The organism is Rhizobacter sp. P2_H2 (genome assembly GCF_056403375.1).
This window is the reverse complement of the sequence record NZ_JBFUFP010000002.1, coordinates 25062-38787: the sequence shown is the minus strand read 5'-3', so window position 1 is coordinate 38787 and position 13726 is coordinate 25062. Positions and strand designations below refer to the sequence as shown.

The following is a 13726-nucleotide window of genomic DNA, read 5'->3' as shown; positions in this document are numbered from 1 at the left end:
CGCCTTCCGTGCTGTTCACCCGCACCCTGCTGAAGCGGCACAGCGTGCTGCCGGGCTTCGACCTGGCGCTCGGCTTCACGCTGCTGTACCTGAGCTTCATCGTGCTGCTGCCGCTGTCGGCGGCCTTCCTGAAGACGGCCACGATGACCTGGCCGGCGTTCTGGGACGCCGTCACCGCGCCGCGCGTGCTCGCGTCGTACCGGCTCACCTTCGGCGCATCGTTCGCCGCCGCGCTGATGAACTCGGTGTTCGGGCTCGTCGTCGCGTGGGTGCTGGTGCGCTACGAGTTCCCGTTCAAGCGGCTGATCGATGCGCTGGTCGACCTGCCGTTCGCGCTGCCGACCGCGGTGGCCGGCATCGCGCTGACGGCGCTGTACGCGCAGAACGGCTGGATCGGCCGCTACCTGCCGTTCAAGGTGAGCTTCACGCCGCTCGGCGTGTTCGTGGCCCTCACCTTCATCGGCCTGCCCTTCGTCGTGCGCACGCTGCAGCCGGTGCTCGAAGACCTGCACAAGGAGATCGAGGAGGCCGCGGCCACGCTCGGCGCCTCGCGGCTGCAGACCTTCACGAAGGTGATCTTCCCGATCATCTCGCCGGCGCTGCTCACCGGCTTCGCGCTCGCGTTCGCGCGGGCGCTCGGTGAATACGGCTCGGTGATCTTCATCGCCGGCAACATGCCGCTGATCAGCGAGATCACGCCGCTCTTGATCATCACGAAGCTGGAGCAGTACGACTACACCGGTGCCACCGCGATCGCGGTCGTGATGCTGGTCAGCGCGTTCGCGCTGCTGCTGGCGATCAACGCATTGCAGGCCTGGACGAGAGCGAGGCAGGGACGATGAGCACGGCCGCGATTCCCCGCGACGCCGCGAGCGCGGCCGAGGCCCCGCGCCATCTGCAATCCGCCACCACCGAGCCGGCGTGGGTCAAGTGGACGCTGATCGGCATCGCGCTCGCGTTCCTGACGCTGTTCCTGTTCGTGCCGCTCGCGATCGTGTTCGCCGAGGCGTTCAAGAAGGGCGTCGGCGTCTACTTCGCCGCCATCACCGACCCCGATGCGCTGTCGGCGATCAAGCTGACGCTGATTGCCGCCGGCATCTCGGTGCCGATGAACCTGGTGTTCGGCATCGCCGCCGCCTGGTGCATCGCGAAGTTCGAGTTCCGCGGCAAGAACGTGCTGCTCACGCTGATCGACCTGCCGTTCTCGGTCAGCCCGGTCATCTCGGGCCTGATCTACGTGTTGCTGTTCGGCCTGCAGGGCTGGTGGGGCGAGTGGCTGCGCGACCACGACCTGAAGGTCATCTTCGCGGTGCCGGGCATCGTGCTCGCGACCGTGTTCGTGACCTTCCCGTTCGTCGCGCGCGAACTGATCCCGCTGATGCAGGCGCAGGGCACCGAGCAGGAAGAGGCAGCGCGCGTGCTGGGGGCCAACGGCTGGCAGATCTTCCGGCGCATCACGCTGCCGAACGTCAAGTGGGCGCTGCTGTACGGCGTGATCCTGTGCAATGCGCGCGCGATGGGCGAGTTCGGCGCGGTCAGCGTCGTGTCGGGCCACATCCGCGGGCAGACCAACACGATGCCGCTGCACATCGAGATCCTCTACAACGAGTACCAGTTCGCCGCGGCGTTCGCGGTCGCGTCGCTGCTGGCCGGCCTGGCGCTGGTGACGCTGGTGTTGAAGTACCTGGTCGAGCGCCGTGTGCGCGAGCAGAAGAAGGCGGCCGAGGGCCGCTCGGAATGAGGTTTCCAGAATGAGCATCGAAGTCCGCAACCTGAAGAAGAGCTTCGGCAAGACCGTCGTCTGCGACAACCTGAACCTGGACATCCCGGCCGGCGAACTGGTGGCGCTGCTCGGGCCCTCGGGCTCGGGCAAGACCTCGCTGCTGCGCATCATCGCGGGGCTCGAGGTGCCCGACAGCGGCACCGTGCTGTTCCACGGCGAGGACGCGACGAACACCGACGTGCGCGAGCGCCAGGTCGGCTTCGTGTTCCAGCACTACGCCCTCTTCGGCCACATGACGATCTTCGAGAACGTCGCGTTCGGGCTGCGCGTGCGGCCGAAGGCGACGCGACCGAGCGATGCCGCGATCAAGGCCAAGGTGACCGACCTGCTGAAGCTGGTGCAGCTCGACTGGATCGCCGATCGCTACCCGCACCAGCTGTCGGGCGGCCAGCGCCAGCGCATCGCGCTCGCGCGCGCGCTGGCGGTGGAGCCGAAGGTGCTGCTGCTCGACGAGCCGTTCGGTGCGCTCGATGCCAAGGTGCGCAAGGAACTGCGCCGCTGGCTGCGCCGGCTGCACGACGAGATGCACGTGACGAGCGTGTTCGTCACGCACGACCAGGAAGAGGCGATGGAGGTGGCCGACCGCATCGTCGTGATGAACCAGGGCCGCATCGAGCAGGACGGCCCGCCGGACGAGGTGTACGACCACCCGGCCAGCCCGTTCGTGCTGCAGTTCCTCGGCGACGTGAACCTGTTCCACGGCCGCTTCGGGCGCAGCGGCGCGGGCACGGCGGCCGAGGACGTGAGCTACGTGCGGCCGCACGAGCTGCAGATCCTCGGCTCGGCAGAGGACGGCACGCTGGCGGTGACGCTGTCGCAGGCGCTGACGGTCGGGCCGAACACGCGGCTGGAGTTCAAGCGCGAGGACGACGGCAGCTATGTCGACGTGGAACTGCCGCGCTCGGAGTACCAGGGGCTGCGCGAGAAGCTGCAGCTGGCGACCGGCTCACGCGTGCATCTGAAGCCGCGGCGAGTGCAGCGGTTCGCGAATGACGAACTGCCCGACCCCGCGGCGATGATCTGAGCTCCCCGTTCGGACTGAGCCTGTCGAAGGCCAGCGCAGTCAACGAGCCCGACTATTCCTCGACCGCTTCCCCGTTCAACGACCGTTCCACCGTCTCCCGCGTCAGCGTCGGCGCGAACGCCTCGATGAACGAGTAGACATACCCGCGCAGCCACGTTCCGCGCCGCACCGCGAGCCGCGTCAGGTTCACCGCGAACAGATCCCGCGCGTCGATCGCACGCAGCTGGCGGTCGCGTTCCGGGTCGAACGCGATCGACGCGACGATGCCCACGCCCATGCCGAGCTCGGCATAGGTCTTGATCACGTCGGCATCCATCGCGGTCAGCACCACGCTCGGCTTCAAGCCCTCGGCGGCGAAGGCCTCGTCGATGTGGGTGCGGCCGGTGTAGCCGACGTCGTAGGTGATGATCGGGTAGCGCGCCAGGCGCTGCAGCGTCAGCGGCCCCTCCTGCTTCAGCAGGTCATGGCCGATCGGCACCACCACGCTGTGCGTCCAGCGGTAGCACGGCAGCGCCACCAGCTGCTCGTAGCCGGCCAGCGCCTCGGTCGCGATGCCGATGTCGGCCTCGCCGGACAGCAGCATCTCGGCCACCTGCTTCGGCGACCCCTGGTGCAGGTTCAGCGTGACCTGCGGATACAGCTGGCGGAAGTCGCGCACGACGGCCGGCAGTGCGTAGCGGGCCTGCGAATGGGTCGCGGCGATCGACAGCCGGCCGCTGGTCTGCGCGCTGAACTCGTCGCCGGCGCGGCGCAGGTTCTCGGCATCCAGCAGCAGCCGCTCGACGATCGGCAGCACCGCCTCGCCGGGCGGCGTGAGGCCGGTGAGCCGCTTGCCGGCGCGCACGAAGATCTCGATGCCGAGCTCGTCCTCGAGCTCGCGGATCTGCCGGCTGATGCCGGGCTGGGATGTGTGGAGCACCGCGGCAACCTCGGTCAGGTTGAAGCCGCAGCGCACGGTCTCGCGGACAGACCGCAGTTGCTGGAAATTCATTCGCGTGGGCGCGGCCGCGGGGGTGGCGCGGCGTGCGCATGAGTAGGTGCGTGATTCTGCTGAGCAGTCCTGCGGCCTACAACGAATGTTTGCTTATGACCATATTCGTGTGGGATCAGGACAGCAGCTGCTTGCGCGCCCGGTGCAGCCGCACGAACAGGTTGTCCTCGGTGATCGCCAGTGCCGCACACACCTGCTCGGTCGGCTGGTCGTGCAGCACGCGCAACCGCATCACGTCGCGCAGCCCGGTCGGCAGGGCCTCGATGCGCGCCAGCATCCGGTCGAGCTGCTGGCGCTGCTCGGCGACCTCGTCGGGGCGCGGCTGCGGGCATTCCACCGCGGCGGCGCCGACCGCCTCGCCGTCGTCGTCCAGCCACTGGGCGTCCAGGCTGTCGTGGCCGGCGCGCTGGCGCACCAGGTCGACGATCTTGTTCTTCAGCACCGCCGTCAGCCACGAGCGCAGCGCGGCCCGCCCGCCGAAGCTCGCACGGCCGGTGAGCACGGCCTCGAACACGTCGTGCACCACGTCCTCGGCCAGCATCGGGTCGTGCAGCTTGCGCTGCGCGAAGCGCACCAGGTAGCCGCGGTGCGCCACCACCTCGGGCCAGGACAGGGCTGCCGGCATGAAGGCGGTCGATGCGGAAGCGGCGGCGGTGGCTTGCATGGTGGGCTCCTGGGATCGGTGGTTGTCGATGGAGTGACTGTCGCCACCGCACCTCGCGCGCCCATCGCCGAACATCACAGGAAGATCACATTTGCCTCAGGACGCGGTGGTCCCGCCCTGTAAGAAGCTTCCCGGCCCGCACGACAATCCCCCCATGCCAGCCACCATCCTCGTCGCCGAAGACCAGACCGACATCCGCGATCTGATCGTGCTGAACCTCAGCAATTCGGGTTATGCGGTGACCGCGGTGGCCGACGGCGTCGCGGCGCTGGCCAGCCAGAACGAGCAGGCGAGCGACCTGCTGATCCTCGACCTGATGATGCCGGGCCTGGACGGCCTGGAGGTCTGCAAGGCGCTGCGTGCGCGCGGCCGCAGCACGCCGATCCTGATGCTCACCGCCAAGGCGACCGAGCTCGACCGGGTGCTCGGGCTGGAGCTGGGCGCCGACGACTACCTGACGAAGCCGTTCTCGCTGGCCGAGCTGCTGGCGCGCGTGAAGGCGCTGCTGCGCCGTGCCGACCTGCTGCGCGCCGCGCAGGCCGGCGCGCAGGCGCAGGCCAGCACGCTGCGCAACGGCGACCTGGAGATCCTGCCGACCAAGCGCCAGGTGCGCTACCGCGGCGACGAGATCGACTTCACCGCGCTCGAGTTCGACCTGCTGCTGCACTTCGCGAGCCACCCGGGGCATGTGTTCTCGCGCGGGCAGCTGCTGAATGCCGTGTGGGGCTACACGCACGACGGCTACGAGCACACCGTCACCACGCACATCAACCGGCTGCGCGCCAAACTCGAGGCCGATCCGATGCGCCCGCAGCTGATCCTCACGGTGCGCGGCGCCGGCTACAAGATGCGCGAGGCGCCGCGGTAAATGAGCGTTCGCCTCAAGATCGCGCTGACCATCCTCGCGACCGGCCTGGTCACCGCGCTCGCGGTGATCGCCACCGTCGCCTTCGCGTTCCAGCGCTTCGAGCACGAGACCACCTACCAGCGCGCGACGCTGTTCCTCGGCCGGGTCGTCGCGATGTACGACAACCTGTTCGAGATGCGCGAACTGCATCCACAGGACTTCGACGGCTTCCTGAAGAACCTGGTGCTGTTCGAGCCCGACACCCAGCTCTACCTGCTCGACGTGCAGGGCACCGTGCTCGCGAGCACCGGCTCGGCGAAGCTCGCGCCGGGCTTTCGCGTCGCGATCGATCCGGTGCGACAGGCGGTGTCGTCGCAGGCCTCGTCGTACGTGATGGGCGACGACCCCGAGCGCATGGACGCCGATGCGGTGATCGCCGCGCGGCCGATCCGCCGCCCGCTGATCCGCAGCGGCGACAACCTCGCCGGCTACCTGTACCTGGTGGCGCACAAGGCCGACCTGCCGGCCGACCGCTGGCAGGTGCTGAGCGCGAGCCTCGCGCGGCCGGCGCTCGGGCTGATCGCCGGCATCGTGATGGTGACGACGCTGCTCGCGGCGATGGTCATCGCCTCGGTGACGCGCCCGCTGCGGCGGCTGACCGATGCGGTCGCGATGCTGTCCGAGAAAGGCCTGCAGCACGGCGCGGCCGATGCGCAGCCGCTGCTGCCGCCGGCCACCGCCGACGAGTTCGGGCAGCTGACGCGTGCGTTCGGCGCGATGCTCGCGACACTGCAGCGGCAGTGGAACGCGTTGAGCCGGCTCGATCATTTCCGGCGCGAGGCGGTCAGCAACCTGTCGCACGACCTGCGCTCGCCGCTGACCGCGACCGATGCCTGCCTGGAGACGCTGGAGGCGCGCTGGGCCGGCGATGCGGCACGCACCGAAGACCGCCGGCTGGTGGAGGTGGCGCTGCGCAACACGCGCAATGCGTCGCGCCTGGTGAAGGCGCTCGGCGACCTCGCGACGCTCGACGAGCCGAGCTTCCAGCTGCGCGCCGAGCAGGTCGACCTGCGCGAGCTGCTCAACGACATCGAGATGCGCTTCGCCGAGCGCGCGGCGCAGTCGGGCGTCGAGCTGCGGGCCGAACTGGGCGAGGCGCCGGTGCCGGCCCAGGTCGACGTCGAGCTGTTCGAGCGCGCGATCGCGAACCTGGTCGACAACGCGCTGAAGTTCTGCGGCCGCGGCTGCCGCGTGACGCTCGCGGCCGCCCGCGCCGGCACGCAGGCCGAGGTCAGCATCAGCGACACCGGCCCGGGCATCCCGGCCACCGACCTGCCGCATCTGTTCGATCGCTTCTACCAGGCGCGCACCAATGTGGCACCCGCCACCGGCGAAGGCGGCAGGGGCCTCGGGCTCGCGATCGTGAAGCGCATCACGGAGCTGCATGGCGGCGACGTGGCCGTGGAGAGCCCTTCCGGGCAGGGCACGCGCGTGATCCTGCGCATCCCGTTGCTGCGGGACAGCGCTGCCCTGTAACGGTGCAGGAAAACACCTAGTGCGTGCGTGGGGGCCTGCTCCCAAAATCCGCCCACTCGCGGCCGACATCCCCGGATGACCGGCTGGGCGGGGGACTGAGGAGACAGACACAACGCATCCGAGGGTCGCGTCAAGAACGCGTTCAAGGCTGCGACACACCGACAGGCCGGCGCTCCAGAGAGCGACCGGACCGATGACAAAATGCGAAGGGCGCCAGGTGATCCTGGCGCCCTTTCCCATTCTGGATTCCCTGTCTTCCCCGTCCCTGCATGCTCGATCTCGTCACGGTCACCCTCGCCTCCCTGTTCGCGGGCTTCATCGATGCCATCGTCGGCGGCGGCGGGTTGATCCTGGTGCCGGCGCTGTTCAGCGTCTACCCGAGCGCCGCGCCGGCCACGCTGCTGGGCACCAACAAGGGTGCGGGCGTCTGGGGCACCGGCTGGGCGACCGCGCAGTTCGCGAAGCGCGTGCAGCTGCAGTGGAGCGCGCTGCTGCCGGCGGCGGGGGCGGCACTGATCGGCGGGCTGGGCGGTGCGTGGACCGTCACGCTGGTCAGCGCCGACGGCCTGCGCAAGGCGCTGCCGCTGATCCTGATCGGCGTGCTGGCGTACACGCTGGCGCGCAAGGACATGGGCCGCACGCACGCACCGCTGCACAGCGGGCGCACGCAGGCGCTGGTGGCCAGCGGCATCGGCCTGGTGATCGGCTTCTACGACGGCTTCTTCGGCCCCGGCACCGGCAGCTTCTTCGTGTTCCTGTTCGTGCGCTTGCTCGGCTACGACTTCCTGAACGCGAGCGCGAGCGCGAAGCTGCTGAACACCGCGACCAACCTGGCCGCGCTCGCGCTGTTCGCGATCAAGGGCCATGTGTGGTGGCACATCGCGCTGACGATGGCGGTGGCCAACGTGATCGGCAGCCTGCTCGGCACGCGGCTCGCGCTGAAGCACGGTGCGGGCTTCGTGCGCGGGGTGTTCATCGCGGTGGTGTCGGCGCTGATCCTCAAGACGGGGTGGGATGCGTTCCTGAAATAGGGACTGAAATCGAAAAGCGGGCGGATTTCCCACCCTGTTCGACGGATCGCCGCCGGGTCGGCTGCGTAGCATCGACCGTGAAGAACTGCTTTGACCCGGATTTCGCCATGCCCCCCATCGATCCCAAGCTGCGTTCGCTGAACATCGACGTGCCCGCCCAGCCGGAAGCGCTGGTGAAGTTGTCCCTGCTGCTCGCCGAGGACGACGTGAACCTGCAGGCGCTCGCCCGCCTGATCGAGAGCGACATGGCGCTCGCATCGGCCGTGCTGAAGGCGGTGAACTCGTCGCTGTACGGGCTGAAGGGGCGCGTGCAAAGCGTGCAGCAGGCCGTCACCTACCTCGGCACGCGCGAAGTCGCGGCCGTCACCTTCGAGATGGGCCTGCGCGCGGTGTTCCCGCCGGCGCCCGAACTGGAGCCGCTGTGGCAGCGCGCCAGCGTGCGCGGCCTGCTGATGGGTCGCATCGGCCAGGTGCTGAGCGTCGATCCGTGGGGCGCGCATTCGGCCGGGCTGTTCGAGGAATGCGGCAAGGCGGTGCTGTTCAAGCATTCGCAAGCCATCTACCAGCCGATGCTCGCGTCGGCCGCCGACGACACCGAGCTGATGTACCTGGAGCACCAGGCCTTCGGGGTCAGCCACGACCTGCTCGGCGCGGCGCTGTGCGAGAGCTGGGGCCTGGCTGCCGCGGCCGTCGCCAGCGTGCGCCATCATGTGACGGTGAACGCGACGCGCGAGCTGCCGCCGCAGGTGCCGCGGCGCTCGATCTGCGCGCTGTCGGCGCTGGCGAATGCGCTGATGACCGACCCGGATTCGCTCGAGGAAGTGGCGCGCGCGGTGGCGCCGCAGGCTTTGCTGGACGAGACGCTGGTGCTGCGCGGCGCCCGGAAAGTCAAACAGCAGATCGAGGACGCAGAAGCCCGCTAGAGGAATGACGACCCCTGGGTCGACGGGTACGTCGACCGATCCCCCAAGGGGATGCGGGCCGGCTTGGGGCGGCCCGGCGCTCGGCCCGCAGGCGCTCACACGCGCCGCGTCGTCTCCCGCACGATCAGCTCCAGCGGCGGCACCTGCACCTCTTCGGCGGTGTGGCCGAGCATGCCGAGCAGCGCGTGCGCGGCAAACAGACCCATCTCGTAGATCGGCTGGCGCACCGTCGTGATCGGTGGCGTCAGGTAGGCCGCGGCCGGCAGGTCGTCGACACCGACCAGCGACACGTCGTCCGGCACGCGGATGCCGCGGCGGTACAGCACCACCCGCGCGCCGAACGCCGACTGGTCGTTCGCGCAGAACACCGCGGTGAACGAGCGCCCGCCGTCGAGCAGCCGCGTCATCGCGAACAGGCCGCCCGGCTCGGTGAAGTCGCCCTGCACCACCAGCTCGGGATCGGGCGTCAGCCCCGCCTCTTCGTGCGCCTGCAGGTAGCCCTGGTAGCGGTCCTTCGCGTCGTCGTGGTCGCGCACGCCGGCGATGTGGGCGATGCGCCGGTGCCCGAGCGAGATCAGGTGGCGCGTGGCCAGGTAGCCGCCGCGCACCTGGTCGAGCTTGATCGCGATGATGTTGTGGCTGTCGAGGTGGCGGCCGGTCACGACGATCGGCTGGTGGCGCGCGAACTCGACGATCTGCGCGTCGTCCATGTGGCCGGTCAGGATCACGACGCCGTCGATGCGGCGCGTCATCAGCAGCCGCACCCGCTCGGCTTCTTCGCGCGCATCCCAGTGGCCGCTGACGATGATCGGCGCATAGCCGCTGCCCAGCAGCCCGGTCTCGATGCCCTTCATCGCCCGCGTGTAGAACGGGCTCTCGATGTCCTGCGCCAGGATGCCGATGGTCATCGTGGTGCCGGTCTTCAGGCTGCGCGCGAACAGGTTGGGCTTGAAATCGAGCTTGCTGATGGCGGTTTCAACCGCCTGCCGCTTGTCGGAGGTGACACGGGCAGTGCCGTTCAGGATGCGCGACACCGTGCTGGGCGAGACCCCGGCCTCGCGCGCCACGTCGAGCAGGGTCACGGCAGCCGGCACAGTCAGGGGCGAACGTACGATCGGACGGGTCACGGTGGGCTGTGGCGAGAGGGCGATTCGCGATTTTGCATGGGGTTTCAAGTATGGCAACGTTTTCAGAACCTTGCCCAAACCAGATGGCACCATGAGCGGGATCGATGGCCCGCCTCCGGGAGGCTCAAATGTGTGCTGGCGCAACGGACGATGGCCGAAGCGCCAGCTGCAAATGGCGCCAATGCTGGCTTGCAGCGCCATTGTGAAACCGGGAACACGGGCGCGGCACGGCGCGCCACCTCGGGGATTTCCCCAATCTCGAACGTCTTGACCGATGGTGTCGTGACGTTTCTAATTCGCTTCGATCTGAAATCGATTTCAGAAATGACGGCAGATTCAGGGGATCAGAACTGTCCGAATTCCCCACAGGGTGAGTCCGGAGAGGACTTTCCCTCATTGGTATGTCAGCCCGGGTTTTGTCGATTGACACCCAGGCGCGTCGCCGCTGAAATCGTTTGCAGAAGTGAAATCGATTTCAGCCGAGCCGATCTGGCCGAAGTTCGACCCCGTGTCAGGCACGAGCCTGTACAAAAGCCGACGGAGCAAAGGCAGCCCGCCCGGCGTCCACAAAGACCTTAGGAGACCCGACGTGACACGACTGATGAAACCCCTGCTGCTGTGCGCAGCGCTGGCGATGGCCGGAGCCGTTTCGGCGCAGACCACGACGACGCTGACGGTGGCGTCCTTCCCGAGCTTCGACCTGGCCGTCAAGGCCGCGATCCCGCTCTACAAGAAGCTGCACCCCGAGGTCGAGATCAAGCTGACCAGCCTGGCCTTCGGCGACCACCACACCGCGATGACGACGGCGCTGGCCACCGGCGCGAACGTGCCGGACGTGATGGCGGTGGAAGTCGGCTTCATCGGCAAGTTCGCCGAATCGGGCGGCCTGGAGGACCTGGGCAAGGCGCCGTACAACGGCCTGCAGTACCAGTCGAAGATCGCCAAGTTCACCGTGCCGCAGGGCATGAGCGGCAGCGGCGCGCTGGCCGCGATGCCGGCCGACATCGGCCCGGGCGCCCTCTTCTACCGCAAGGACCTGCTCGACAAGGCCGGCGTCAGCGAGGCTGACCTGACCAAGAGCTGGGAGTCGTACATCGAATCGGGCAAGAAGGTGAAGGCCGCGACCGGCGCCTACCTGCTCGCCAACGCGGTGGACATCAAGGACATCTACATCCGCTCCGGCCTGAAGGACGGCGAGGGCATCTTCTTCGACAAGAAGGGCACGCCGCTGATCAACACGCCGCGCTTCCAGAAGGGCTTCGAGCTCGCCAAGGCGGCCCGCACCGCCGGCATCGACGCCAAGATCGCCGCCTGGTCCAACGAGTGGAGCGAAGGCTTCAAGCGCGACAAGGTGGCCTCGCAGATGATGGGGGCCTGGCTGGCCGGCCACCTGTCGAACTGGCTGGCGCCGGAGTCCAAGGGCAAGTGGCGTTCGGCGCAGCTGCCCAACGGCGCGTTCGCCTCGTGGGGCGRCTCGTTCTACGCGATCCCGAAGAAGGCGGCGAACAAGGCCGCGGCCTGGGACTTCATCAAGTTCATGAGCCTGGACAAGGGCATGCAGATCGAGGCCTTCCGCAGCCTGGACGCGTTCCCGTCGCTGATCGAGGCGCAGAGCGATCCCTTCCTCGACCAGCCGATCGAGTACCTGGGCGGCCAGAAGGCGCGCCAGCTGTGGAAGGTGTCGGCCGACAAGATCAAGGCGATCGCCGTCGACAAGTACGACCCGGTGGCCAACGATGTCGTGAATGCCGAGCTGGACAAGGTGCTCGAGCAGAACAAGGACATCAAGACCGCCCTGGCGGACGCACAGGAGCAGGTCAAGAAGCGCGTGCGCCGCTGACCCGCTGCGTCTGACTCACGTCTGATCTTCCGCTGAACGACCGGGCACGGCGCGCGCCGCCCTGCCCGGTCTGCACCCGACACCATGCAGGCCATGCCCAAACCCACGGTCCCGGCGACCCCGGACCCGACGACGCCGCTCGCTGCGCAGCCCGGCACGCGCAAGCGCCGCCGCAGCTTCCGCGACATCGCGCCGTACGTGTTCATCAGCCCGTTCTTTATCCTGTTCCTGGTGTTCGGGCTGTTCCCGCTGCTGTTCTCGATCTTCATGTCGTTCCACCGCTGGGAGCCGGCGGCCGGGCTGGAGGCGATGCAGTGGGTGGGCCTGGAGAACTACATCTACGTCGTCACCAACGACGACTGGTTCCGCAAGTCGCTCTACAACACGGTGTGGATGGCGATCGTGTCGGGCGTGCCGCAGCACCTGGTGGCGCTGCCGCTGGCGTTCTTCCTGCACACCGCGTTCGGCCGCTGGCGCAACGCGGTGGTCGGCGCGTACTTCCTGCCGTTCATCACGTCGACGGTGGCGATCTCGCTGGTGTTCTCGTCGCTGTTCTCGCGCGACTACGGCGTGGTCAACGCGGCGCTGGGCGCGATGTCGCAGGTGCCGGTGATCGGCTGGCTGTTCCCGGCGCAGAACATCGACTGGGGGCAGCCGTACTACACGAAGTGGATGATCTCGTTCGTCGTGTGGTGGCGCTATGTCGGCTTCAACACCGTGCTGTACCTGTCGGCGATCCAGACGATCCCGAAGGACCTGTTCGAGGCCGCGACGATGGACGGCGCGAAGGCCTGGCAGCAGTTCCGCTACGTGACGCTGCCGATGCTCAAGCCGATGATCTTCTTCGCGGTCACGCTGACCATCATCGGCAACCTGCAGCTGTTCGAGGAGCCCTTCATCCTGACCGGCGGCACCGGCGGCCTGGACCAGGCCGGCAAGACGGCGGCGATGCACATGTACGCGACCGCCTTCATCGACAACGATTTCGGTACTGCGTCGAGCATCGCGTGGCTGCTGTTCATGGTGATCGCGGTCGTCACCTGGGCCAACAACCGCCTGCTGGGCGAGAAGAAGGCCTGACGCGATGAGCTCGACTTCCATCCGCTTCGCCAACCCGGCCACCGCTGCGAGCGCCTATGCCATCGTGCTCGGCGGTGCGCTGCTGATGCTGGCGCCGTTCTACTTCATGTTCGTGTTCGCGACGCATTCGAACCGCGAGATCCTGTCGGTGCCGCCGCCGCTGTGGTTCGGCGATGCCTTCATCGACAACCTGAAGCTGCTGCTCGACCGCCTGCCGTTCTTCTGGCGCAACCTCAGCTGGAGCCTGTACATCGCCGTCGCGGTCACTGCGCTGAACCTGCTGTTCTGCTCGCTGGCCGGCTTCGCGTTCGCGATGTACGACTTCAGGCACAAGGACCGGTTGTTCGCCTTCGTGATGGCGACGCTGCTGTTGCCGAGCTTCGTCGGGATGATCCCGACGGCGCTGACGATGAGCTGGCTGGGCTGGCTGAACCAGCCGAAGGCGCTGATCGTGCCGGCGGCCTGCGGGGCGCTGGGCATCTTCATGATGCGGCAGTACATCGGCTCGGCGATTCCGCGCGACCTGGTCGATGCCGCGCGCATCGACGGCTGCGGCGAGTTCGGCATCTACCTGCGCATCATCGTGCCGCTGATCGGCCCGGCGCTGGGCACGCTCGGCCTGGTCACCTTCATCGGTGCGTGGAACAACTTCCTCGGGCCGCTGATCGTGATGCGCGACATGGAGATGTTCACCGTGCCGCTCGCGCTGCGTTCGCTGCAGGGCACCGGCCAGACGCCGTGGGGCGCGATCTGCGCCGGCTCGTCGATCGCGGTGCTGCCGCTGCTCGTGATGTTCGTGTTGGCCTCGCGCCGGCTGATCGAAGGGCTGACCGCCGGTGCGGTCAAGGCCTGACCTGTTTCATCTCAAGGATTCCGACCC

13 protein-coding genes are annotated in these 13726 nt (G+C 68.1%); 10 read left to right on the top strand and 3 right to left on the bottom strand.

The window, feature by feature from the left end:
- The first annotated feature begins 8 nt into the window (after window positions 1-8).
- From cysT to AC1D15_RS00500, 3 genes are read left to right on the top strand one after another with little or no spacing between them, the layout of a single operon-like run.
- On the top strand, window positions 9-842 hold the full coding sequence (cysT, locus tag AC1D15_RS00510; protein ID WP_477824501.1) for a sulfate ABC transporter permease subunit CysT: 834 nt from the start codon (window positions 9-11) through the stop codon (window positions 840-842).
- Window positions 839-1741, top strand: a complete 903-nt coding sequence (cysW, locus tag AC1D15_RS00505) for a sulfate ABC transporter permease subunit CysW (protein ID WP_477824500.1) — start codon at window positions 839-841, stop codon at window positions 1739-1741. The genes cysT and cysW overlap by 4 nt, the downstream gene beginning before the upstream one ends.
- A gap of 10 nt (window positions 1742-1751) precedes the next feature.
- Window positions 1752-2807: a sulfate/molybdate ABC transporter ATP-binding protein gene (locus tag AC1D15_RS00500; RefSeq protein WP_047503969.1), complete on the top strand. Its 1056-nt coding sequence runs from the start codon at window positions 1752-1754 to the stop codon at window positions 2805-2807.
- A gap of 52 nt (window positions 2808-2859) precedes the next feature.
- Here AC1D15_RS00500 and AC1D15_RS00495 read toward each other — a convergent pair whose 3' ends face one another.
- Window positions 2860-3798 carry a CysB family HTH-type transcriptional regulator gene (locus AC1D15_RS00495; protein ID WP_047503972.1) on the bottom strand — a complete coding sequence of 313 codons (939 nt, stop codon included), beginning with the start codon at window positions 3796-3798 and terminating at the stop codon, window positions 2860-2862.
- A 115-nt stretch (window positions 3799-3913) separates the two neighbouring features.
- Window positions 3914-4462, bottom strand: coding sequence for an RNA polymerase sigma factor (locus AC1D15_RS00490; protein ID WP_477824499.1), 549 nt, complete (start codon window positions 4460-4462; stop codon window positions 3914-3916).
- 154 nt (window positions 4463-4616) lie between these two features.
- Here AC1D15_RS00490 and AC1D15_RS00485 point away from each other — a divergent pair, with 154 nt between their 5' ends.
- The 4 genes from AC1D15_RS00485 (at window position 4617) to AC1D15_RS00470 (ending at window position 8799) form a co-directional block, all read left to right on the top strand.
- Entirely contained in the window at window positions 4617-5330 is a 714-nt protein-coding gene (locus tag AC1D15_RS00485; protein WP_047503978.1) for a response regulator, read from the top strand.
- On the top strand, window positions 5331-6845 hold the full coding sequence (locus AC1D15_RS00480) for a sensor histidine kinase (protein ID WP_477824498.1): 1515 nt from the start codon (window positions 5331-5333) through the stop codon (window positions 6843-6845).
- Between the two features lie 269 nt (window positions 6846-7114).
- Window positions 7115-7876, top strand: coding sequence for a TSUP family transporter (locus tag AC1D15_RS00475; protein ID WP_477824497.1), 762 nt, complete (start codon window positions 7115-7117; stop codon window positions 7874-7876).
- 107 nt (window positions 7877-7983) lie between these two features.
- Complete coding sequence (locus tag AC1D15_RS00470) at window positions 7984-8799, top strand: HDOD domain-containing protein (RefSeq protein ID WP_047503988.1); 816 nt, start codon at window positions 7984-7986, stop codon at window positions 8797-8799.
- Between the two features lie 95 nt (window positions 8800-8894).
- Here AC1D15_RS00470 and AC1D15_RS00465 read toward each other — a convergent pair whose 3' ends face one another.
- Entirely contained in the window at window positions 8895-9881 is a 987-nt protein-coding gene (locus AC1D15_RS00465) for a LacI family DNA-binding transcriptional regulator (protein ID WP_465110177.1), read from the bottom strand.
- A 634-nt stretch (window positions 9882-10515) separates the two neighbouring features.
- Here AC1D15_RS00465 and AC1D15_RS00460 point away from each other — a divergent pair.
- The 3 genes from AC1D15_RS00460 (at window position 10516) to AC1D15_RS00450 (ending at window position 13699) form a co-directional block, all read left to right on the top strand.
- Window positions 10516-11766, top strand: a complete 1251-nt coding sequence (locus AC1D15_RS00460; RefSeq protein ID WP_477824496.1) for an ABC transporter substrate-binding protein — start codon at window positions 10516-10518, stop codon at window positions 11764-11766.
- Window positions 11767-11859: 93 nt separating this feature from the next.
- The gene (locus AC1D15_RS00455) at window positions 11860-12846 is read left to right on the top strand and encodes a carbohydrate ABC transporter permease (protein WP_047504196.1); all 987 of its coding nucleotides are present in this window, start codon (window positions 11860-11862) and stop codon (window positions 12844-12846) included.
- Between the two features lie 4 nt (window positions 12847-12850).
- Window positions 12851-13699, top strand: coding sequence for a carbohydrate ABC transporter permease (locus tag AC1D15_RS00450; RefSeq protein ID WP_465110180.1), 849 nt, complete (start codon window positions 12851-12853; stop codon window positions 13697-13699).
- The last annotated feature ends 27 nt before the right edge of the window (window positions 13700-13726 follow it).

Bases quoted from the DNA above. Each gene is read 5' to 3' on its own strand.
- cysW (WP_477824500.1), top strand. From the start codon at position 839: ATGAGCACGGCCGCGATTCCCCGCGACGCCGCGAGCGCGGCCGAGGCC.
- AC1D15_RS00500 (WP_047503969.1), top strand. From the start codon at position 1,752: ATGAGCATCGAAGTCCGCAACCTGAAGAAGAGCTTCGGCAAGACCGTC.
- AC1D15_RS00495 (WP_047503972.1), bottom strand. From the start codon at position 3,798: ATGAATTTCCAGCAACTGCGGTCTGTCCGCGAGACCGTGCGCTGCGGC.
- AC1D15_RS00490 (WP_477824499.1), bottom strand. From the start codon at position 4,462: ATGCAAGCCACCGCCGCCGCTTCCGCATCGACCGCCTTCATGCCGGCA.
- AC1D15_RS00485 (WP_047503978.1), top strand. From the start codon at position 4,617: ATGCCAGCCACCATCCTCGTCGCCGAAGACCAGACCGACATCCGCGAT.
- AC1D15_RS00480 (WP_477824498.1), top strand. From the start codon at position 5,331: ATGAGCGTTCGCCTCAAGATCGCGCTGACCATCCTCGCGACCGGCCTG.
- AC1D15_RS00475 (WP_477824497.1), top strand. From the start codon at position 7,115: ATGCTCGATCTCGTCACGGTCACCCTCGCCTCCCTGTTCGCGGGCTTC.
- AC1D15_RS00470 (WP_047503988.1), top strand. From the start codon at position 7,984: ATGCCCCCCATCGATCCCAAGCTGCGTTCGCTGAACATCGACGTGCCC.
- AC1D15_RS00455 (WP_047504196.1), top strand. From the start codon at position 11,860: ATGCCCAAACCCACGGTCCCGGCGACCCCGGACCCGACGACGCCGCTC.
- AC1D15_RS00450 (WP_465110180.1), top strand. From the start codon at position 12,851: ATGAGCTCGACTTCCATCCGCTTCGCCAACCCGGCCACCGCTGCGAGC.